The following is a 20,007-nucleotide window of genomic DNA, read 5'->3' as shown; positions in this document are numbered from 1 at the left end:
ATAGCCCCTTTTCTTTTATCACTAATTTTACTTTTCTGCTTCCAGCTGTTGAATGATGGATTTATAATTGTTGATCACATCCGGATCCGATGCGTTATCACTATCTGCCACATATGTTTTTAACTCCCGCAGATATTCTTCTTTGAAAGCTTTATTCTGCGGACTCGCCTTATACTGTATCCACGCTTTCTGCACCTCCTGCTGGTTCTCTGCCATTTTTCTCACAATACCATAGTTGGATTCATCACTTAAGATCACAATATTTTTTTCATAACCCGGAATATATTTCACCAGGAAAGTTTCATTCACATTTGGAATAAGGATGCCGTTTCTGATCGGATAAATAGCTGCAGACATCGTAGAAAAACCAGTCAGCACATCTTGTCCATCCGCTGTTTTCACCAACACATCATAGTCATAAATATACTGGTCGTTGAGCGTGGAATTGGTTTGTTCTTCCTTTGTGATAATAGCAGAACCTTTTACGCCATAGGCATTTAAAAACCAGGCATTCAGCATATGCGCCAGAAAGATGTTGGCCATAGGCATCAGGAGTGCAAGTATACCATATACGGCCTTCTTTCTCCAGGCAAATAATAATAGAAAAAATAGCAGAATAATCGGGAATGACCATCCCGGATGATGGCTAAGAAAATAAAGAATGGCAGATATAATTTTCATGGGCTACAACTTTTAAACAATAGGTTCTTCTTTCTAATCAAGACAAACCTACTACTAAAAAATCGTATATGGAAACAGTATTATTACCCTGTCAGAAGTACGAACAACGGACTTGTTTTAATGAAGTTCGTCTGGCATTATCCATTCTCTTAAAGTAGTATCCAACAGAAATTTCATGGGTGCCGTTGTTATAGGAACGATACCTATTCAACGCATAATCAAAAGCATAGCCTATTCTCAACTCCGGCAAAACAAATATTTCTGCCATAGCCACCACCGCACTGGACTTTGTTAAGCCCGGTTGTAACGCGGGTTTGTTATAAAGATTAACTGCGGTGCGATAGCCACCTCCAACCCATACCACCTCTTTCAGCAATACAAACATATTCAGATCAAGACTGGTAGGCCCGGCCCTGTCATCTTTCAATAAAAAGGAAGGTTTTAAAAATACGTCCTCATTCATTTGCAGTAAGGCTCCACCGGTTAAATAATAGTGCGGCTTAGGCACCGGGATAAAATGGCCCAATGGTTTATTTTTCGCCTGGTACTGTGCCGTAAGATTATCTGCCGAAAAACCAACAAACCAGTTAGCGGTAGAATAATATATACCTGCCCTGGTATCAAATAGCATCATATGCTGCGTTGCACCAGCAAGGTTAGGCTCATTGGGATTGGTGAAATCAAGTTCGTTGGGATTAAGTCCCTGCTGCACAATGCCGGCACCAATGCCGAATGCCAGCCGGCCGGTTTCATTGCCAAGTGGAATACGATACGCATAATTACCATACGCTGCCAACTGGCTTTGCGCGCCAATCTTATCATGCGACACCTGCAATGCAAGTCCCACCCTGTCATTATTCACACTCCCATCTACTGCCAGCGACATCGTTTGTGGTGCACCGGGTACTCCCACCCATTGACTTCTGTAAAAGGCGTGTGCATTCAACTCCTGCCGGTAACCGGCATAAGCAGGATTAATATAAATCCCATTAAAAATGTACTGACTGAATTGTGCATCCTGTTGTGCAAATACATCCTGCCAACAGCATAACAGGCTTACCAGGAAAACAACATATTTCATGACACACATAGTAAATTATTATGGCTTCAACAAAGTGATATATCCTTTAAAGTCTTGCCAGCGGCCATTTCCATCTTTTACCCGCAGTAGATAGAAATAAGTTCCTTCATTCAATCCTTTACCACTCCAGTTTTGCGTATAGCCTTTCTGTTCAAATACATGGTTCCCCCAACGATTCAGAATAGTGAGTTCATTTTCCGGATATTGTTCCAATCCGCTAATCACAAACACATCATTCACACCATCACCATTCGGCGTAATCGCATTGGGGATGTGTAGGGGCAATACCAGCAGCTGATGCGTGCTGTTATTATTCTGCAATACACTGTCTTTTTCTACGGCGGCAACATTAGCGGTATTCGTTATCTGTCCGGCTTCCAGTACTTTCACCCGGATAGCCAGTGAAGCAGTCATACCTGCCTGCAGACTATTCACTTTCCATAGCACCGTATGATCATTCTGCTGATAAGCCGCTGTGCCTACAGTGGGAACAGACAACAGGTCCAGCGCCACCTGTCGGGGTAGTTTATCTGTCACAACAATACCGGTGGCATCCGCCGGGCCATTGTTTACTACAGTGAGATAATAGTTAAACGTGGTGTTTATTTTAAAAGATCCATTATCAGCGGTTTTGTTAATCTGCATATCTGCCCCAGGTCCTCTGCCTGTGATTTCTGCAATAATCACCGGATCAGAGAGGTCAGAAATGCATCCTTCTCTGTTATATATCTCCACGGTATATCTGCCCGGTACAGCAGTGATCAACTCCTGCAGGAATGCTCCATTAATAGCCATGCCATCCCGGTACCATTGGTACCGGGGGGCATTTACAGGGCTTGCCGTTAATTTTACCTGCTGACCGGGCATAATATACCTGATCGGTGGCTGCTGAGCCATCGCTGCCCCCATCCACCAAACCAGGAATAAAATGATAACAGATACTTTCTTCCGCATACACAGATTACTGGATCGTAATAACTGGTTTACCTGGTTTAGGCGTAACAGTGATGACAGCATCAGTGCCGTTAAACTGAGTAGTAGCAACATAATCGCTGCAGCCTTTAACAGTATACACCACTTTCACACTATACTTAAACTGTTGTTGTGTACCAGCACCTGTTACAGCAGGGTCAGTGATCGTATAATTAGGATCTGTACTCACATCTACTTTATCGCCGGTAGCTACGTTGATTTTTGTCCATGTATATTTTAATTCAAAATCACTCAGCTGATAGTCTTTTAAACCAGGGAGACTTCTCGGCGTAATAGCAAATACCACTGCGCTTTTCAGGTTAATAGCCTTAGCGGGATCTGTAGGCGCACCATTCGCAGCACAATAAGTCAGCGCCGGGTTATTGGCCGGATCTACCGCTGCGGTAATGGTAAGGTTAGGTAATACGTAGACGGTGAAAATTACCGGGTCAGCCGGACATTCGGCCGTACCGGCAGATGCAGTTACCTGGTAAGTATGCCAACCGGGAGTAGCAGAAGCAACTACCAGTTTTTCATTCGTGGGGGTAGCCGTAGCGGGCAAAGCAGCAGCAGTACCGGTACCATCGAGTTCCTGCCATAACCAGCTGGTATAACTTACAGCAGGATTACCCGGATCCTTCGTACTGGAGGTTAATGTAAAGCCTGATTGGTCTGCACAAAACAGGGTGGTCCCGGTGCCGGTAGAGGTACCTTTTGCGGGATCATCTCCAACAGATAGTTCTGCCGGCGTTTTCACTTTCGTTCCCGTTTGTGCACTCACATGAACAGCAGACAAAACCAATAATGCCAACAGAAAACATTTAACAATACGAATAACAGGGATCAGTAAAACAGGATGGAAAGGCCGGCGCATTCCGATAGTAGCAATTTTCATATATCAAGGGTTTAATTGAATGGTTAATACCGGTGCTCCGGGTCGGGGAACAGCAGTAACGGTAACGGGCACACGATTTTTCACATTTCCGTTGCAGCCGGTTCTGATGGCTTCCACATAATAAGTATAGGTACCTGCGGCGGTGATAACAGGGGTAAACGAAAGACTGTTAGCCAGCAGCAGGGTATTGTCTGCTTTATACCAGTTGTATGTTGCACAGGCATCAGGACTGGTAATCGTAAATTTCAACCTGCCCACATCTCTTATACAGATGGGTCCTGCGTTGGGAATTCCATCCAGGTTAAGAGAGAAAGATGGCACCGGTTTCACCATTCTTACATCATAAATGCGCATGGCGCTTAGTGCTCCCAGGAGCCCGCCCATTTTAATATCTATGCGGTCGAAAGCAGCCGGTATAGCTGCGGAGAGCACATACTTCCGGCCCGGACCACTTAACAGGCGCAGACTAAGTAATGAACCGGTATTGGTAATAGGACTACCTATGGCTGTTTTGCCGAGATAAGGCTGTATCGTGAATCCTGTCAGTAAGCTCAGGTCCAGCAACCCGCTGCCGGGGTCCTGTAATACGATGTAAATAGAGTCGCCTGCTTTGGATGGGGTACTGAATACAACTGTTTCAAATACTTCACTCAGTACCTGCACACCAGTATTAAGCTGGGCATAAGTAGTAAGTCCCGGGTCATCATCTATCGCCAGCCATTTATTATCTACACTACCAGTGGCGTTTAATAAACTAATGCCCCCGGCGCGGATACCCGCCAACACGTCTACCGGGTTATTACAATTAATACTGCCTGGAGCATCCTGTTGAATCCATGCATCGTAAATGCCCATGCTGGCGCCAACTGATAATACGCCGCTCAGTGTTATCCATACGCCATCGAAAGCTACCGGGTTACCAGCCCCATCTTTTGGGGTCAATGTAATTTCCATGTCGCCGGAGCCGCTGATCAACGATAGCAGGTCTCCTACAGAAGAGGCAACGCCTGCAGGTTTTTCAACATGATGACTATCGTAAATAAAAGGTTGGACCGTAACAGCAGTACCTACTCCCACGAGATTGACCGGGTAAATTATTTTTACACTCACCGGGGTACCAGCAGCAATGGTGGCGTCAAAATTAAGATACTGCCTGGCGTAAGTAAGCCCTAACAAGGCTAACACATTCAATGTTGAATACGTGGCGGGTGCCCCATCTATGGCGTTTATTGGATTCAGCACATCCCCAAGCACCCCCTCTGTCCGTTGCCCGGAAGTATACTTCCTGATTTTAGGTACCGGGCATCCACTCTGAGCTATTGTGGAAAGCGGGAAAGTGAATAAGCAAAAGAAGCTTACTATAATAGCATATCGCGTCCCCCTGTTGATAACGGGTAAGGTTGTAATGAAATCTGCATTCAAGACACACAATGGGAATCGCATAAGGATACTTAGTCGCTAATGGGAAATCGGGTTCGGTACGACTAATGTAGCCGAATAATCAGCGTCATAGCAGATGTAGGGCAACAATGAACAAAATGAATAGGCAGAAAAAATAAACGAAAATGCACAAAAAGAACAAAGCGTATTAATTATTTTACATAAAATAAAATATGTATTAAACCAAAACACTATTTAATAAAAGTAACGATACTGATAATAATCTGGCATGGTATCAAGCTGTCGTTTTTTTTTAGTAGTATGGGTTGCGAACGAAGTTTTCCTCATAGGTACTACCTAATAAAGCAAAGAAAGGCGCCACAAAAGCATTAAATGCAAATGCTATGTTCCTCTTTTTGTTGTACACTAAATTGAGTCATCGGATTTCTGTGCTTTGACACGATAAGACCGGTTTAATATTGACACTGTAATATCAATACCCGCCTGATATGCAGGAAAAGCAATAGAAKGCGCTTTATTAGTAAGGAAGTCATATCTGAAGTAAACGTAAACACCGAAAGCCAGTGAAAAGATCCATTTAAGTATGCTATTAGGATTACCTGAATGACTTGAACTTTTTACTAGGGAGCTGATAGGATCAAAAACAAGATATACCGGCAATACACAGGTAAACGTGACACAAATAATAAATAGTAAAATCCATAACAGTTTATTATTGCTCTTCAAACCGATAAGTATTCCTTTAACAAAATAAACAAGTAAATAAAGGATAAAGCTAACAAGAATGACTACTGCAAATCCCAATAGGCTACTTATGTCTTTTTTCATTATTGATGATACGATGGCATATGATGTGAGAATGAGTGGGAAATAAATCAATATTTTTAATAGCCATTTTGCTGCGTTCCATAAAAATCCGGCGTTCCTGTCAAACATCTGTTGATCATCCATGAATATAGGTTTTAGGTTAAAAAACAATTATGGGTTCCTATTCTCTAATTTAAGAGAAATAGTGTAAGATTTCAGATAAAGAAAACCTTGAGATGGTTGTAACTGGAAATATCTCAAAAAATAAAGCCCGCACTTGTGTAAGTGCAGGCTTTATTTTTTGAGATATTCTCTTGTACCACGTACGGGAATCGAACCCGTGACTCCTCCGTGAAAGGGAGGCGTCTTAACCCCTTGACCAACGCGGCGCATCATTTTCGGATTGCAAATGTAGGATGTTATTTTATATTTCCAAAAAAATATTTTCATAACCTAAATTTATATTGATTAATAAGGGTATTGGTTGTAAATTCGCTCTCGATTTTTTCATACTCAAATCACGATGTAAAATGGGAACTACTCTCAAAATTGGTATTAATGGTTTCGGTCGCATTGGCCGCTTGGTATACCGCCAGATTTACAAAATGCCCGGCATTGATGTGGTAGCTATCAATGATCTCACCAGCCCTAACGTGCTGGCGCATTTGCTGAAATACGATTCAGCACAGGGTAGATTCGATGCAGACGTTAAGCATTCTGAAAACGCAATCAATGTGAACGGTGAAGATGTGAAAATATATGCACAGAGAGATCCGTCTCAAATTCCATGGAAAGAGCATGACATCGATGTAGTAATCGAATGTACCGGTTTCTTTGCTGACAGGGATAAAGCTGCTGCTCACATTACTGCCGGTGCTAAACGTGTTGTTATCTCCGCTCCCGCTACAGGTGATCTGAAAACGATCGTTTTCAACGTTAACCACGCAATCCTGGATGGCAGCGAAACTGTTATCTCCTGCGCTTCCTGCACCACCAACTGCCTGGCTCCTATGGCTAAAGTGCTGCAAGACAGCTATGGTATTGCTACCGGTTTAATGACCACTGTACACGCTTACACTAACGACCAGAACACCCTGGATGCCCCACATCCAAAAGGTGATCTGCGCCGTGCACGTGCTGCTGCTGCTAACATCGTACCTAACAGTACTGGTGCTGCAAAAGCAATCGGACTGGTATTGCCTGAACTGAAAGGTAAACTGGACGGTAGCGCACAACGTGTTCCTACTATCACCGGTTCTTTAACCGAGCTGACTACCATCCTCAACAAAAAAGTAACTGTTGAAGAAGTAAACGCTGCCATGAAAGCTGCTTCCAACGAATCTTTCGGTTATACTGAAGATGAAATTGTAAGCTCTGATGTCATCGGTATTCACTTCGGTTCTTTGTTTGATGCTACTCAAACCAGAGTTCTCACAGTTGGTGAGCATCAGATGGTTAAAACCGTATCCTGGTACGATAACGAAATGAGCTATGTATCACAACTGGTGCGTACTGTGAAGTACTTTGCCGGTCTGATCAGCAAATAATTATACGAAGTACTCCCGGCGCAAACCGGGAGTCTTTAAATTTCCGCGGGACTACACCATAGCAGCAATTGGCCAGAAATTTTTGGTTGTATACTCGCTTTGCGCTGTTGGTACCGCGGTTTTTTAATGATACCCCTTTCTCGTTATCTTAAATTGATACATATGAGCAAATTCTCTGACTATAATTTCAATGGCCGCAAAGCCTTGATTCGTGTGGATTTCAACGTTCCCCTGAACGATAAATTTGAAATCACCGATGATACCCGCATGCGTGCAGCTGTACCTACCATCCAGAAAATTCTGAAAGATGGTGGTGCTGTTATCCTGATGTCTCACCTGGGTCGTCCTAAAGATGGTCCTACCGATAAATATTCTTTAAAACACCTGGTATATCACCTCGTTTCTTTATTAGGTGGTGTTACTGTAAAGTTTGCAGAAGACTGTGTTGGCCCGGTGGCTGAAAAAGCGGCTGCCGACCTGCAGATGGGCGAAGTGCTGTTACTGGAAAACCTGCGTTTCCACAAAGCAGAAGAAAAAGGAGATGCGTCTTTTGCAGAACAACTGTCTAAACTGGGCAACGTTTATGTAAATGATGCCTTCGGTACTGCACACCGTGCACACGCCTCTACAGCCGTTATTGCACAATTCTATGCACCGGAAAACCGCATGTTTGGTTTGCTGATGGAAGCAGAAGTAAACAGCGCCCAGAAAGTACTCAATGATGCCGCTTCTCCTTTCACCGCTATTCTCGGTGGCGCCAAGGTGAGTGATAAAATACTGATCATTGAAACCCTGATGGATCGCGCCAACAACCTCATTATTGGTGGCGGTATGGCTTATACTTTCCTGAAAGCACAAGGCAAAGAAATAGGCAGCTCCCTTTGCGAAAATGATAAGCTGGACCTGGCCAATGAACTGGTAGCAAAAGCAAAAGAAAAAGGTGTGCAGCTGATACTACCAGTGGATTCCATTGCTGCTGATAAGTTTGCTGCTGATGCCAATACCCAGGAAGTTTCCAATGATAACATCCCGGCAGGATGGATGGGCCTTGACATAGGACCTAAGTCTATAGCACTGTTTGCAGAAACCATTGCCGCTTCCAACACTATTTTATGGAACGGTCCTATGGGCGTATTTGAAATGGCTGCATTCCAGGCTGGTACCAAAGGTGTAGCTGACGCTATTGTTACTGCCACTGCAAAAGGAGCTTTCTCCCTCGTAGGTGGTGGTGATTCCGTAGCAGCTGTAAACCAGTTCGGTATCGCAGACAAGGTAAGTTACGTATCTACCGGTGGTGGCGCATTGCTGGAGTTCTTCGAGGGAAAAGAACTGCCGGGAATTGCTGCTATCTCATAATAAGCGAAAAGCAGAAGGCATAAAGCAAAAAGCTATTGTAGTGAATGATAACAGCGAATAATTCTTTAATCTTCGTGACAGTCATTCGCTACAATAGCTTTTTGCTTTATGCCTTCCGATTTCTGCTTTTTTATATCTTGCAGACAATCATTAACACTTTTTGTCATGAACAAACGCTTTCTATGGTACCCCGCCATCATCGGTGTTTTCGCCGCGCTGATCTGGGTGATCCTTCAGAAGGGACAATCTCTCCCCGTTAACCCACACGCCATCGCTCCTGCTGCGCCGGTATCGGCTGCTGTAGATACACATAGTTGGTGGCACTACCTCGACAATCTGAAACATCCACTGGGACTGCTGTTGTTGCAAATCATTGCGATTATGCTCACCGCCCGGTTGTTTGGTATTATCGCCAATAAATTAAAGCAACCTGCAGTAGTAGGCGAAATCATCGCCGGTGTATTACTGGGGCCTTCCCTATTAGGCTGGGCCATGCCAGCCTTTTCCAACTTCCTGTTCCCTGTAGAATCCCTTAAAAACTTACAGTTCCTTAGCCAGATAGGGCTGGCCTTCTTTATGTTTATTGTAGGCATGGAACTGGATCTCAGTAAAATCAGGAATAAAGCCCACGATGCTGTCATGATCAGTCATGCCAGCATCATAGTCCCCTTTTTCCTGGGCGTTTGGCTGGCTTATTTCCTCTTTACCCGCTTTGCCCCTGCTAATGTTAGCTTTTTATCTTTTGCCTTGTTTATGGGCATTGCGATGAGTATTACTGCATTCCCGGTGTTGGCACGTATTGTTCAGGAAAGAAAGCTAACCCATACTCCACTGGGCATTATGGCTATTACCTGCGCCGCTGCTGATGATATTACCGCCTGGTGTATTCTGGCCGTAGTAGTAGCTATCGTAAATGCTGGTGGTGTATTAAGTGCGGTAGTCACCATTTTGCTGGCACTGGTATTTGTAACGGTGATGCTGCTGCTGGTACGTCCCTGGCTGGCCAGAATTACCGCAGCACAAATGGCAAAAGGAAGAGAGAAAGCATCGGTATCCCTGGTATTTTTCGTACTCCTGATATCTGCCTGGCTGGCGGAAGTAATAGGTATACACGCTTTATTTGGCGCTTTCCTGGCTGGGGTAATCATGCCTGCCAACACCAATATCAAGACACTGCTGACGGATAAACTGGAAGATGTAAGCGTTATGTTGCTGCTGCCTATTTTCTTTGTTTATACCGGTTTAAGAACCCATATCGGTTTATTGAACCACGGAGATCTTTGGATCGTATGCGGCATGATTATGCTGGTAGCAGTGGCAGGCAAATTCGGTGGCAGTACTTTTACCGCAAAACTTATGGGTCAAACCTGGCGGCAGTCGATATCTATCGGCGCCCTGATGAATACCCGCGGATTAATGGAGCTGGTAGTACTCAACATTGGTTTTGATCTTGGTATCCTATCTCCTGAAATATTTGCGATGATGGTGTTGATGGCACTGGCTACTACCTTTATGACAGGTCCATTGCTCGACCTGGTGGCCTTCAGTGAAAAGCGCAAAAGCTTAATGACAGTGTAGCAGATGTGATATAATGATGTTGCGATACAACATTTAAAACCTGGGGAACTGTTATAACAAATAACCAACTTCCACCAGTAACGACATAAAAAAAGAGCGTGTATCAATAGGATACACGCTCTTTTTTTATGTCGTTACACCAGTGATGGTGATTATTTCTTTTTAGTAGTATGCTTCTTTTTAGCCGCAGTATGCTTTTTCGCGCTGTGGTGCTTTTTAGCAGTATAATGTTTTCTGGAAGTAGTCGTTGTTTTCTTTGCTACTGTGGTGCTCTTGTCTGCCATTCTCACTGGTGGTGGGAATTTGGATTTATCTACACCTACTGCTTTATCATCCAGTGTAAGCTGAACGGATTCTTTCAGCATTTCATCTTTTTCGGCCATGAACAGCTTCATCTTTTCTTTCGGGATGCGCAGGTCATAATTATTTTCAGCGCTGCTCATTGCTTTGGTAAAACCAGGATTGAAGCAGTCTAATTCTGCCACCTGCATATCCAGTTTCTTTGCAATAGCTTCCAGGCGGTATTTGCCGGTTACGTTGATTTCAACAGTATTGAATATTTCGTCTTCTGTTAACGGACCTCTTGCAATAGGCGCAGATACGTTATCAGCAGCCGGCATATTTACCGTAATAGTTGGATTTACATCGTCACTTACACCGAAGAAGTTATTGAATCTGTCGAGTATATAACCGGTAGCGATGAATTTATATACGTGGTTGCGTGATTCTGCTGGCAGGAAATATTGCATGCCCCAGAAGTCTTTACGTCCGCTGGCATTGATTGCGCGTTGTACACCACCTGCACCGCAGTTGTAAGCAGCTACTACCAGCAACCAGTCATCAAACTGTGCATACAGTTGATTCAGGAACTGAGCGGCAGCCAGGGTAGATTTATAGAAATCTTTTCTTTCGTCTACTTTTTTACCTACGCTTAAACCAAAGATGCGGGCAGTACCGGCCATAAATTGCCAGGCACCTACAGCACCCACTCTGGAGCGGGCATTGGTGTTAAAGCTGGATTCAATTACCGCGAGGTATTTCATTTCCTCAGGGATACCATTATCACGGAACACTTTTTCAATCATGTTGAAATAAGGTTGGCCCTTATCAATCATGATTTGTAAATGCTGACTATACCGGGTAGCATAGTTACTTACGTAACCGGCAACCAGGTTATTATTGATCTGTTCATATACTTTCGCGCTGCGAATAGTATTAGGCAGACTTTGTGCTGCTTTTTTCACGGCCACGGAGGTCGGTGACGCCTGTACAGTTGTATCCTTCGGTAAACGTACCTTGTGATTCAATTTCAGTACAGAAGTATCAGGCGCTCCAATCGGATACACCGTCTCTTTAGGATTGCTATTGCCCCCCATCGCACTCACACTCAATAAACTTGTTGCTGGCAACAGCAGTAGTAAAAAGATTTTTCTCATACAATTTATTTTAAACAACAGTAACCTGCTCCTTAGCCATCACCTGATGAGCTATATGTAACAAGTTTGCTTCGCTAAACTTCTTTGTGATGATCTGTACACCGTATGGCATCCCGTTTGAATGCCGGTACAAAGGAACGGATATAGCCGGAACCCCTGCCAGATTTGCCAGTACCGTATAAATATCTGCAAGGTACATAGCTATAGGGTCATCTGTTTTTTCCCCTAACTTAAATGCTGTGGATGGCACAGTTGGCATTAAAATGGCGTCGTATTCTTCTAATATATCGTTGAGTTTATCTGTTACAAGACGCCTAACCTGTTGTGCCTTAGTATAGTATGCGTCATAATAGCCGGCGCTCAGCACAAAAGTCCCCAGTAATATACGACGTTTTACCTCTTTTCCAAACCCTTCAGATCTACTTTTTTTGTAAAATTCTGTCAAATCAAGGTTTTTCTCATTGGTCCTGTGTCCATATTTCACCCCATCAAACCGGGATAAATTAGAGGATGCTTCTGCGGTAGTAAGCACATAATAGGCTGGAACTACATGATCGAGGTATTCAAAACTCTTTCCTGATACCGTATGACCTAGTGACTGCAAACTTTCAAAGAAATCAATATAGCCATCTTTCATCTCTGCGTCCAGACCATCGTGGTACTGGGCATCTCTTAAATACGCAAATTTGAACGATTTATTGTTCTCCAGGTTTTCCTTATAGTCAGGCACTTCTTTTTGAGAAGCAGTACTATCGAACTCATCTGGTCCTGCGATCACCTGTAGAACAGACGCCACATCGGCAATATCCTTGCCAAAAATACCGATCTGATCAAATGAAGAGGCATAAGCAATGAGCCCGTAGCGCGAAATACGGCCATAGGTGGGCTTTAGTCCAACTATACCGCAAAAGTCCGCCGGTTGGCGAACAGAGCCGCCGGTATCGCTGCCAAGACTCACCTGACATAAATCTGCCTGCACAGCTACCGCGGAACCACCGGAGGAGCCACCCGGTACACGGGTATTATCCAGGGCATTCAGGGTAGGTCCAAAAGCAGAATTTTCATTGGTAGAACCCATTGCGAATTCATCGCAGTTAAGATTCCCAATGATAATAGCATCTGCCGCCAACAATCTTTCGACTGCGGTAGCAGAAAACAGGGAAGTAAACCCTTCCAGTATATGGGAAGCGGCACTTACATTATGGCCTTTATAGCAGATTACATCTTTAATACCAACCACCACACCTGCGAGTGCACCCAGCTTTTCCCCGTTTTTAATGCGGGTATCAAGCTCACGTGCCTTTTCCAGGGCCTCCTCCTCATACACTTCCAGGAAGGCATTCAAATGTTTTAGCTGGGCTATACGGTCCAGGTAATAACGTACCCTCTCCGTACAGCTTGTGCTGCCGGCGTATAATGCTTTATGGAAAGTAATTATACTGCTGAATTCAGACAAGACTAAACCAGTTAAAAATTAAACTAAATCAGGAATACACGCTCTTTAGAACGTTGGCGATTACTGTGCGTTATGGCTTGGATTATCCGGTATAACAGTTGAGCTGCTATGCGGAGCATCTGTGGTTGCTGGTGCTGAAGGAGCTACAGGCTTTTCTTTCATACCTTCTTCTATTTCCTGGCGCACATTGTTCTTGGCGTCATTAAATTCACGGATACCTTTACCCAGGCCACGCATTAATTCAGGGATTTTCTTGCCTCCGAAAAGCAGCAATACTACCACAGCAATTAAAAGCAGCTCGGACATTCCTATATCCTGAAGAATCAAAAATGATGATTTAACAAAAACAGCAGTCATCTTCTCAAATGTTTATATTGTTCAGGCGACAAAGATAGAGCATATAATCGGCTTTTTCACCCCTTTGCGTTATCCGGCCTGAGTTTTAATACCATTTTAAGCACACGAAAAAAGCGGCACCGGTAAGGTCCCGCTTTTAACAAATTTCCCTGTATTTATACTAAACCCTTTTTTCTTTGATACGGGCTTTCTTACCAGCACGTTCGCGCAGGTAGTAAAGCTTAGCTCTTCTTACCTTACCCACCTTGTTCAACACGATACCATCGATATGAGGAGAGTAAAGCGGAAACAGTCTTTCCACACCAATGCCATCAGAAATTTTTCTAACAGTGAAAGACGTTGTGGATCCTGTACCCTGGATTTTCAACACATCACCTTTAAAGGACTGAATCCTTTCTTTATTACCTTCCACGATTTTATAGTTGACAGTGACGTTGTCGCCTGCTTTAAACTTCGGGTACTGTTTGTTAGCTGTCAGTTGTTCGTGAACAAACGAAATTGCGTTCATCTTTCAAATATTTATGGGAGTGCAAAAGTAAGTCAAGAAATAGCATTTACCAAATTAAAAATCAAGAAATTATGTTATTCAAATGGTAAAGCGATCTATATGACCTATGTATCATTAAGTTATAACAGGTCGGGCCTGCGTTGTTTTGTTCTTTCTACTGATTCCTGGTGTCTCCATTCATCGATTTTCTTGTGATCACCGCTGAGGAGAATGTCCGGAACTTTCCAGCCACGGAATTCTTCCGGGCGGGTATAAACCGGAGGCGCCAGCAAATTATCCTGGAATGAGTCGGTTAAGGCACTGGTTTCGTTGTTCAGCACACCCGGTAACAGGCGGCCAATGGCGTCTACCAGTACGGCCGCTCCCAGCTCTCCCCCACTCAGCACGTAATCCCCGATGGAGATCTCCTTCGTGATAAAATGATCGCGGATACGCTGATCTATTCCCTTGTAGTGACCACATAGCATCAACAGGTTACCTTTGAGCGACAGCTGGTTGGCCATTTTCTGGTTCAGTGTTTCGCCATCAGGGGTGAGGTAGATGACTTCATCGTACTGCACCTTTGCCTGAAGCGATTCAATCGCATTTACAATAGGCTCCAGCATCATGACCATCCCTGCACCACCGCCAAACTGGTAGTCGTCTACCTGGCTGTGTTTCAGGCTGGAATACTGCCTGAGAGGGTGTACATGTATTTCCAGTAAACCTTTGGCCTGTGCTCTTTTCATGATAGAATGAGACAATGGGCTTTCCAGCAGTTCCGGTAATACAGTGATTATATCTATTCGCATAGCTTGTTTTAGCTTTTAACAATTAGTTGTTAGCCTTTAGCCTAATGGCTGATAGCTAACAGCTAAAAGCTATCCGGTGTACAATTCAATCAAACCGTCCGGCAGATTCAGGTGCACGGTCTGATTCTTCTTGTCTACTTTCACCAATGACTGTTCATTCACCGGCAACAGGGCTTCCTTGCCCTTAATGAATACTTTCACGAGTACCTGCATTGGCATCTCGATCACCTCTTCAATGGTGCCCAGAGGGCCATATTGCTGATCTTCCACGGCATACCCCAGTAAAGCCAGGGGAGCTGAGGAAGCGGTTTGTTGTTTAAAGTCATCTTCCTGCAGGAATACCTGCGCTGGCATCAGTTTATGGGCAGCTTCTTTGGTATCAATGCCTTCCAGCTTTATATACACACTTTCGCTGTCCTTCACGGTTACCTGCTGAATAAAGTAAGGAATAAAGCTGTTCTTCCGTTCTTCCAGGAAAATAACGGTTACTCCTTTCAGGGTTGATTTTTTGCCGAGACTGTGTCTTAAAACCAGATCCCCTTGCAAACCATGCGCTGATGCGAGCTTACCTATACTAAAATAATTACTCATATTCCCGGCTTTTAGCCATTAGCTTTTAGCAGTTAGCCTTTAGCGAGTTATTAACAGCTAAAAGCCAATGGCTAAGAGCTGGTTCAATAAAAATTAAAAAAGGAAATATTTGCGGTTGCAAATATTTCCTTTTTCAGGTATTGTTAAAACGTTGCCGTTTTATGCTTCTGTACCTTCTCCTTCTGCTGCTGGTGCTTCAGGCGCTGGAGCAGCTGGAACGTCTTCTACCTTTCTTACGATTGGAGCAGCAATCCGTGCTTTTTTGTGACCGTCGCGGCGGGCAGAAACTTTTTGTTCGTGTTCAGCTTGCCATTGTGCGAACTTTTGGTAAGCAGTAGGCTCGTCGAACAGGTTCAAAGTAACACCTCTTAACAAGTGTTTCAAATACAATACACCTTTGAATGACAAGATTCTTCTAACAGTGTCAGTAGGTTGTGCACCTTTCTGCAACCAACGCAATGCCTTTTCGGTATCGATGTTGATGGAAGCTGGAACTGTTAAAGGATTGTAAGTACCAATTTTCTGGATGAATTTACCATCTCTTGGTGCGCGTGCGTCGGCTACTACGATAAAATAGAAAGGCCTCTTCTTCGCGCCATGTCTCTGCAGTCTGATTTTTACTGGCATAAATAAGTCGAGTTATTTTTTGCGAGTTAGGAAATATTGTTTAATTAGGGATGCAAATGTAATCAGTAAGTTGATATTTGCAAAAAAAATTTATGTCAATCTGATCTTATTATCTCACCATTCCCTTCAAACCCTTACCACCACCGCCAAATTTATTCATCATCTTCATCATCTGCCGCATTTGCTCGAACTGCTTCATGAACTGATTGACATCCTGAATGTCTTTTCCTGCTCCTTTTGCAATGCGTTTACGGCGGCTTCCGTCGATCATATCGGGGTCGGCACGCTCTGCCCTCGTCATGGAGTTGATCATGGCCTCAATGCCCTTAAAAGCATCATCGCTGATGTCTAAGTCTTTCACTGCCTTCCCTACTCCCGGGATCATACCCATCAGATCTTTCAGGTTACCCATTTTCTTGATCTGCTGCAACTGTTCCTTGAAATCGTCAAAATCGAACTGGTTCTGACGGATTTTCTTTTCCAGCTTCTTGGCCTGTTCTTCGTTAAACTGCTCCTGTGCACGTTCTACCAGGGTGGTGATATCACCCATCCCAAGGATACGCTGCGCCATACGTTCAGGGTAGAAAACATCGAGGGTATCGAGTTTTTCACCCATACTCACGAATTTGATGGGCTTTTCCACTGTGTATTTGATCGTCAGCGCCGCACCACCACGGGTATCACCATCCAACTTGGTCAGTACCACCCCGGTAAAGTCCAGGCGTTCGTTAAACGCTTTGGCGGTATTTACCGCATCCTGGCCGGTCATGGAATCTACCACAAACAGAATTTCCTGCGGTTTAACGGCTGCTTTCACGGCCGCTACCTCGGTCATCATCGCTTCATCCACCGCCAAACGGCCGGCAGTATCAATGATGATAACGTTGAAGCTGTTTGCTTTTGCGTGTTTGATGGCATTTTCAGCAATCTGAACCGCATTTTTATTCTCCGGTTCGCTATATACTTCTACACCTATCTGCTCTCCCAGTACTTTCAACTGATCAATCGCCGCAGGGCGGTAAATATCTGCTGCTACCAGTAAAGGCTTTTTATTCTTCTTGGTTTTAAGGAAACTGGCCAGTTTACCAGAGAAGGTGGTTTTACCGGAACCCTGTAAACCTGCTATCAGGACTACAGTAGGATTGGATTTGAGGTCAAATTCAGCCTCAGTACCGCCCATCAGTTCCGCTAGCTCATCCTTCACGATCTTCACCATCAGCTGTCCGGGCGAGATAGAGGTTAATACCTTCTCTCCCAGTGCTTTATCCTTTACCTTATCAGTAAATTCCTTGGCAATCTTATAGTTCACATCCGCATCTACCAATGCACGACGGATCTCTTTAACAGTAGTGGCTATATTTATTTCGGAAATCCGGCCTTCCCCTTTAAGCTGTTTAAACGCGGAATCGAGTCTCTCTGATAATGATTCAAACATTGTTGGTATTTTAAACGGACTGCAAAAGTATATTTTTTTAGCGGAATTTGTCTTCCCCAGGATTATACTGATTTAGATGATTTCCCGGATTTACCCCTTCAGGGATTAAAAAAGATTAGCGAAGACCGTTGCGGATATCGCATCTGTCTTCGCTAATCTTTATAAAATCTTTACAAAATCAACTAAAAAAACAGGACAATGGTTGTTTATCCTGTGCAAGACAACATTCTTTATCCCAGGTAATTGCGGAGCAATTTACTTCTGGAGGTGGTTCTTAGTTTAGTGATGGCTTTGTCTTTGATCTGACGAACGCGTTCGCGGGTCAGGCCAAATTTTTCGCCGATATCTTCCAGTGACATGGGATGTTCTACGGCGATGCCGAAGTACAGCATGATCACGTCTTTCTGACGGTCTGTTAAAGTAGAGAGGGAACGTTCTATTTCGCGGCGGAGTGAATCGTGATGATCCAGTTCTTCGTCTGCGCTAACGGCGTTCGGGTTTTCGAGTACATCCAGCAGGGAATTGTCTTCCCCATCAATAAACGGCGCATCCATAGACACGTGGCGGGCGGCTACACCGAGGGTAGCTTCCACTTCTTCCGTATTAATTTCCAGGATGGTAGCAAGTTCATCGGGAGATGGTTCTCTTTCATATTCCTGTTCCAGCTGGGAGTACGCTTTGCTGATCTTGTTGCTCAGGCCCACTTTGTTAAGTGGTAAACGAACAATTCTGGATTGTTCTGCCAGAGCCTGCAGGATAGACTGACGGATCCACCATACGGCGTAGGAAATGAATTTAAAACCGCGCGTTTCATCAAAACGTTGAGCAGCTTTAATTAACCCGAGGTTCCCCTCGTTGATCAGGTCACTGAGCGACAGCCCCTGGTTCTGATACTGTTTCGCAACGGATACCACAAAGCGAAGATTTGCTTTAGTAAGCTTCTCCAACGCTCTCTGATCGCCCTGCTTGATCCGGATAGCCAGGTTTACCTCTTCTTCCGGCGTAATTAAATCCACTTTCCCAATCTCCTGTAAATACTTTTCCAGGGATTGAGACTCCCTGTTGGTAATGGATTTAGTGATTTTAAGTTGGCGCATTGACATAGAGTCGGAACAGTTACAGGTTAATAAAAAGTTAAGATTTGATGAATGCCTGACAAAAATAACTTTTTTTAGATAGCCACCAAAAAAAATCTATTGTTTTTAAATCATTTCCAAATAAAATCGATTGATCATTAAGGGCTTGCAATTCTCGTGGAAATTCGCCACTATGGAGGCAAAACACGTGGCCCTTCCATATGTCTAATTTTAATATTTATTAAAAATGTAATATATATAGTTTTACTAAGGCGAATAAAGTTTTTATCTATTCTATAAAAAAAAACCGTAAATTATTTTGACAGAGTAAAATATTTTCTATAATTGCAACTGGATGATATTGATTTACTAATTATTTGAGAGATGTCTAAGAAAGTGCTTTATGAGTTAGAATTTCCGGTACGGTGCTCACCCGGTATCCTGTATGAATTCTTATCTACGCCCGCTGGTTTACAGGAGTGGTTTGCAGATAGAGTTGATTTCAGAGATAATGTTTTTTCCTTTTCCTGGAACGGCACTGCTGAAGAAGCAGAAGTCCTGGAACAAGAGGAAGATGAGTACATCCGGCTGCACTGGACGCATGCTCCCAAAGAGGAATATTTTGAGTTCCGCATACAAATTTCTGAAGTAACGAATGAAACTATCCTGATAGTAAAAGATTTCGCAGAGAAGAAAGAAGTGAAGGACCAAAGTCAACTGTGGGAATACCAGGTGAAAGATCTCTTCCACCGCATCGGCAGCTAAATGCCCCGCTTATTGTCAAGTATACTGAGTAGCGTGGCATATGCTGCTACTACATCAGTAATTATTTCGCCCCAATGACCGATCACGAAGGGTTTAGCCAACTTAATAAAATCATTATGGCTTACCAGCGTCTTCCACTCATCTAAACTTAGCGTGTCTATGAAACAATAATTTTCATTTTCGAAATCATGCTCCCAGGGATTTTCCTGCACGTAGACCTGAAATCCGGCTTCCGCCAGCTTCGTATACTCTTTTTCCAAGGTAGTGCTGAAATGCGCTTTTACTTTACCCGCCAGGTGCAGGGTAGCGCTGAAGTAATGTCCCCACCAGAACATGGTACGGAAGGCAAATACATCTGTTTTACTGAAATACCGAGGATAGTCCAGCATTACCCATGGCAAACCTTTATACTGCTCTCCCCTCGAAATTTTACCACCCTGTAACAGCCATTCCGGCTCAAAGGGAAAATCTGTGTCCCGGTCATAAGCCGCCAGGGCTGTCTGCAAATTTCCCATCAGCCCCATTACTTTGTCTATTGCGCTGTTTTTCAAGCGAATAAAGTGAGTGCTGCCTATAATTGAAGCCTCTTCAGGCGTTAAATCAAAATTTTCCATATAATTTTAACGGTATTTTCAGGTGACGCTTAG

General features: G+C 43.8%; 20 protein-coding genes and 1 tRNA gene. 4 read left to right on the top strand and 17 right to left on the bottom strand.

Going from position 1 to position 20,007, the window contains the following annotated elements; translation table 11 throughout:
- Positions 1-27: 27 nt before the first annotated feature.
- The 7 genes from AC1DCV_RS32735 to AC1DCV_RS32705 form a co-directional block, all read right to left on the bottom strand.
- Positions 28-681: a hypothetical protein gene (locus AC1DCV_RS32735; protein ID WP_477027114.1), complete on the bottom strand. Its 654-nt coding sequence runs from the start codon at positions 679-681 to the stop codon at positions 28-30.
- Positions 682-772: 91 nt separating this feature from the next.
- A complete protein-coding gene (locus AC1DCV_RS32730; protein WP_477027113.1) occupies positions 773-1,762 on the bottom strand; it encodes a PorP/SprF family type IX secretion system membrane protein in 990 nt (329 codons plus the stop codon).
- Between the two features lie 18 nt (positions 1,763-1,780).
- Positions 1,781-2,716 (bottom strand): T9SS type B sorting domain-containing protein, encoded by a 936-nt coding sequence (locus AC1DCV_RS32725; protein ID WP_477027112.1) that lies wholly within the window; start codon positions 2,714-2,716, stop codon positions 1,781-1,783.
- Between the two features lie 7 nt (positions 2,717-2,723).
- The gene (locus AC1DCV_RS32720; RefSeq protein WP_477027111.1) at positions 2,724-3,629 is read right to left on the bottom strand and encodes a hypothetical protein; all 906 of its coding nucleotides are present in this window, start codon (positions 3,627-3,629) and stop codon (positions 2,724-2,726) included.
- 3 nt (positions 3,630-3,632) lie between these two features.
- Complete coding sequence (locus AC1DCV_RS32715; protein WP_477027110.1) at positions 3,633-5,072, bottom strand: immunoglobulin domain-containing protein; 1,440 nt, start codon at positions 5,070-5,072, stop codon at positions 3,633-3,635.
- A 363-nt stretch (positions 5,073-5,435) separates the two neighbouring features.
- Positions 5,436-5,981: a hypothetical protein gene (locus tag AC1DCV_RS32710; RefSeq protein WP_477027109.1), complete on the bottom strand. Its 546-nt coding sequence runs from the start codon at positions 5,979-5,981 to the stop codon at positions 5,436-5,438.
- A gap of 173 nt (positions 5,982-6,154) precedes the next feature.
- A tRNA-Glu gene (locus tag AC1DCV_RS32705) sits at positions 6,155-6,226 on the bottom strand.
- Between the two features lie 141 nt (positions 6,227-6,367).
- Here AC1DCV_RS32705 and gap point away from each other — a divergent pair.
- The 3 genes from gap to AC1DCV_RS32690 all read left to right on the top strand — a co-directional run bounded on the left by gap (position 6,368) and on the right by AC1DCV_RS32690 (position 10,318).
- The gene (gap, locus tag AC1DCV_RS32700) at positions 6,368-7,384 is read left to right on the top strand and encodes a type I glyceraldehyde-3-phosphate dehydrogenase (RefSeq protein WP_441576558.1); all 1,017 of its coding nucleotides are present in this window, start codon (positions 6,368-6,370) and stop codon (positions 7,382-7,384) included.
- A 162-nt stretch (positions 7,385-7,546) separates the two neighbouring features.
- A complete protein-coding gene (locus tag AC1DCV_RS32695) occupies positions 7,547-8,740 on the top strand; it encodes a phosphoglycerate kinase (protein WP_441576557.1) in 1,194 nt (397 codons plus the stop codon).
- Positions 8,741-8,905: 165 nt separating this feature from the next.
- Positions 8,906-10,318, top strand: coding sequence for a cation:proton antiporter domain-containing protein (locus tag AC1DCV_RS32690; RefSeq protein WP_477027108.1), 1,413 nt, complete (start codon positions 8,906-8,908; stop codon positions 10,316-10,318).
- 152 nt (positions 10,319-10,470) lie between these two features.
- On the opposite strand, the gene AC1DCV_RS32685 is transcribed toward AC1DCV_RS32690, so the two are convergent.
- The 9 genes from AC1DCV_RS32685 to AC1DCV_RS32645 form a co-directional block, all read right to left on the bottom strand.
- Complete coding sequence (locus AC1DCV_RS32685; RefSeq protein ID WP_477027107.1) at positions 10,471-11,754, bottom strand: lytic transglycosylase domain-containing protein; 1,284 nt, start codon at positions 11,752-11,754, stop codon at positions 10,471-10,473.
- Between the two features lie 10 nt (positions 11,755-11,764).
- The gene (gene gatA, locus AC1DCV_RS32680) at positions 11,765-13,210 is read right to left on the bottom strand and encodes an Asp-tRNA(Asn)/Glu-tRNA(Gln) amidotransferase subunit GatA (RefSeq protein WP_477027106.1); all 1,446 of its coding nucleotides are present in this window, start codon (positions 13,208-13,210) and stop codon (positions 11,765-11,767) included.
- 60 nt (positions 13,211-13,270) lie between these two features.
- Positions 13,271-13,567: a Sec-independent protein translocase subunit TatA/TatB gene (locus tag AC1DCV_RS32675; RefSeq protein WP_477027105.1), complete on the bottom strand. Its 297-nt coding sequence runs from the start codon at positions 13,565-13,567 to the stop codon at positions 13,271-13,273.
- A 160-nt stretch (positions 13,568-13,727) separates the two neighbouring features.
- On the bottom strand, positions 13,728-14,075 hold the full coding sequence (gene rplS, locus AC1DCV_RS32670; RefSeq protein ID WP_133807268.1) for a 50S ribosomal protein L19: 348 nt from the start codon (positions 14,073-14,075) through the stop codon (positions 13,728-13,730).
- Between the two features lie 119 nt (positions 14,076-14,194).
- Positions 14,195-14,866: a tRNA (guanosine(37)-N1)-methyltransferase TrmD gene (gene trmD / locus AC1DCV_RS32665; protein WP_133807269.1), complete on the bottom strand. Its 672-nt coding sequence runs from the start codon at positions 14,864-14,866 to the stop codon at positions 14,195-14,197.
- 69 nt (positions 14,867-14,935) lie between these two features.
- Positions 14,936-15,457, bottom strand: coding sequence for a ribosome maturation factor RimM (gene rimM, locus AC1DCV_RS32660; protein ID WP_477027104.1), 522 nt, complete (start codon positions 15,455-15,457; stop codon positions 14,936-14,938).
- Between the two features lie 159 nt (positions 15,458-15,616).
- Positions 15,617-16,084 carry a 30S ribosomal protein S16 gene (rpsP, locus tag AC1DCV_RS32655; protein ID WP_477027103.1) on the bottom strand — a complete coding sequence of 156 codons (468 nt, stop codon included), beginning with the start codon at positions 16,082-16,084 and terminating at the stop codon, positions 15,617-15,619.
- A gap of 109 nt (positions 16,085-16,193) precedes the next feature.
- Positions 16,194-17,519 (bottom strand): signal recognition particle protein, encoded by a 1,326-nt coding sequence (gene ffh / locus AC1DCV_RS32650; RefSeq protein ID WP_477027102.1) that lies wholly within the window; start codon positions 17,517-17,519, stop codon positions 16,194-16,196.
- A 230-nt stretch (positions 17,520-17,749) separates the two neighbouring features.
- A complete protein-coding gene (locus AC1DCV_RS32645) occupies positions 17,750-18,616 on the bottom strand; it encodes a sigma-70 family RNA polymerase sigma factor (protein WP_079473598.1) in 867 nt (288 codons plus the stop codon).
- Between the two features lie 363 nt (positions 18,617-18,979).
- Between AC1DCV_RS32645 and AC1DCV_RS32640 the strand changes: the two genes are divergently transcribed.
- On the top strand, positions 18,980-19,360 hold the full coding sequence (locus AC1DCV_RS32640; RefSeq protein ID WP_089888975.1) for an START-like domain-containing protein: 381 nt from the start codon (positions 18,980-18,982) through the stop codon (positions 19,358-19,360).
- Here AC1DCV_RS32640 and AC1DCV_RS32635 read toward each other — a convergent pair.
- Positions 19,357-19,974, bottom strand: coding sequence for a hypothetical protein (locus AC1DCV_RS32635; RefSeq protein ID WP_477027101.1), 618 nt, complete (start codon positions 19,972-19,974; stop codon positions 19,357-19,359). The genes AC1DCV_RS32640 and AC1DCV_RS32635 overlap by 4 nt on opposite strands.
- Positions 19,975-20,007 lie beyond the last annotated feature (33 nt).

It is taken from the genome of Chitinophaga sp. 10T418 (genome assembly GCF_056394125.1).
The sequence above is the reverse complement of the archived record's forward strand: the minus strand, read 5'-3'. Positions and strand labels throughout refer to the sequence as shown.